The sequence below is a fragment of the Nesterenkonia sp. PF2B19 genome (genome assembly GCF_001758425.2).
GTDB classification, from domain to species: Bacteria; Actinomycetota; Actinomycetes; order Actinomycetales; family Micrococcaceae; genus Nesterenkonia; species Nesterenkonia aethiopica.
The window spans coordinates 1-1,868 of sequence record NZ_MDSS02000119.1 but is presented as its reverse complement, the minus strand read 5'-3'; the positions used below and the strand labels follow the sequence as shown (position 1 = coordinate 1,868).

Here is a 1,868-nt window from a genome sequence, read left to right as displayed (position 1 = left end):
CCCCGACCAGATCTGGTCGGGGCCCGCGGCGTCGTAGTGCTGCGGCGTCGTCGTGCGGCGGACGACCTCAGCTCTGCGGCTGCGGCGCCGCGGCCTCGGTCCGGCTGATCAACCGACCCCGCGGAGTCTCGAAGTCGACCTCTTCGCCGCGCAGCAGCGTGGACTCCACGACGCCGACCAGCTCACGGCCGTCATAGGCGCTGACCTTGTTGCGGTGCCAGAGGCTCTCGGCCTCCACGCTCCAGGACTTTTCCGGGGCGAAGACCACCAGGTCCGCACTCGCCCTCTCGGCGATGCGCCCCCTGTCCTGCAGACCCACCTGGTCGGCCGGGCCGGAGGACATCCAGCCCACCACCTGGGACAGCTCCAGTCCGCGGGCCCTGGCCTCGCTCCACACCAGCGGCAGGCCCAGCTGCAGCGAGGAGATCCCGCCCCAGGCGGCCCCGAAGTCCCCGGTGTCGAGCAGCTTCAGCTCCGCGGTCGACGGCGAATGGTCCGAGACCACGCAGTCGATGGTGCCGTCCGCCAGGGCCTCCCACAGCAGATCCCGGTTCGCGGCCTCGCGGATCGGCGGGCAGCACTTATGTGTGGTGGCGCCGTCGACGATCTCCTCGGCGGCCAGCACCAGGTAGTGCGGGCAGGTCTCCACCGTCAGGCGGACCCCCTCGGCCCGGGCCGCGCGGATCTCCGGCAGGGCGTCGGCCGAGGACAGGTGCAGGATGTGGGCGCGAGCCCCGGTGCGGCGGGCGGCATCGATGACCGCCCGGATCGCCACGTTCTCCGCCTCCCGCGGCCGGGAGCGCAGGAAGTCCTCGTACTTGCGGCCGGAGGCCTGCGGCGCCTGGGCCAGCGTGCCATGGTCCTCGGCGTGGACGATCATCATCGATCCCAGCTCGGCGAGGATGGTCATGTCGGCCTCCATCTCGGCCGGCTCCAGCGGCGGGAACTCCTCCACACCGGAGTCCTCCAGGAAGCATTTGAAGCCGAAGACGCCCTGCTCGTGCAGCGGGCGCAGCTGCTCACCGTTGCCGGGGATCGCCCCACCCCAGAAGCCGATGTCCACATGGGCGGCCACCTCAGCGGCGGCCCGCTTCACCTGAAGCGCCTCCGGGTCAACCGTCGGCGGGATGGAGTTCAGCGGCATGTCCACGATCGTGGTCACCCCGCCGGCGGCAGCCGCGCGGGTCGCCGAGGCGAATCCCTCCCACTCGGTGCGGCCGGGCTCGTTGACGTGGACATGGGAGTCCACCAGACCGGGCAGCAGCACCTGATCCTCCGGAACCTCCACCGTCCGGAGCCCTTGGAGCCCCGTCCCGGCCGGGGCGATGCGGGTGATCGCGCCGTCGTCGACGCCGATCTCCACGGCCTGCCATCCCGCAGGCAGCAGCGCCCGGGACGCTGTGACCACCAGTTCATGTGCCATGGTCCTCATTCCTCTCCGGGCCCCGCGGGCCCTGCCATCAGCTGCCTCTGCCGCGAACGCGCCGCGAGCTCCTGCCCGATCCGGCCTCCGACCTCCTGCAGCAGCGCCGGTGCCCGACGGATGGACTCCTGGTCGCTGCCCGCCAGGTCCCGCAGAGCCCAGACGTGGTCGATCCCGGCGGCCGCCCACTGATCCCGGTCCAGGAGACTGCGTCCGCAGACCGCCACCACCGGTATACCATGCCGAGCTGAGACGCGCGCCACCCCCACCGGCACCTTGCCGGCCAGCGACTGCGTGTCCAGGCTGCCCTCACCGGTGATGACCAGGTCCGCCCCGGCCATCCGTGTCTCCAGGTCCACCAGCTCCATGACGACCTCGACGCCGGGGCGCCGCTCCGCCCCGAGCAGCGCCAGGGCGGCGAAGCCCACCCCGCCGGCCGCGCCGG

2 protein-coding genes are annotated in these 1,868 nt (G+C 72.4%); both read right to left on the bottom strand.

Annotated elements, in window-relative coordinates:
- Positions 1-67 precede the first annotated feature (67 nt).
- Complete coding sequence (gene allB / locus BCY76_RS17170; RefSeq protein ID WP_070159400.1) at positions 68-1,423, bottom strand: allantoinase AllB; 1,356 nt, start codon at positions 1,421-1,423, stop codon at positions 68-70.
- Positions 1,424-1,428: 5 nt separating this feature from the next.
- The coding region (locus BCY76_RS17165; protein WP_139827885.1) for a glycerate kinase at positions 1,429-1,868 on the bottom strand (440 nt) is incomplete at its 5' end.

What these genes read in the sequence shown, in the direction of transcription:
- allB (WP_070159400.1), bottom strand. Translation starts at nt 1,423, where the DNA reads ATGGCACATGAACTGGTGGTCACAGCGTCCCGGGCGCTGCTGCCTGCG.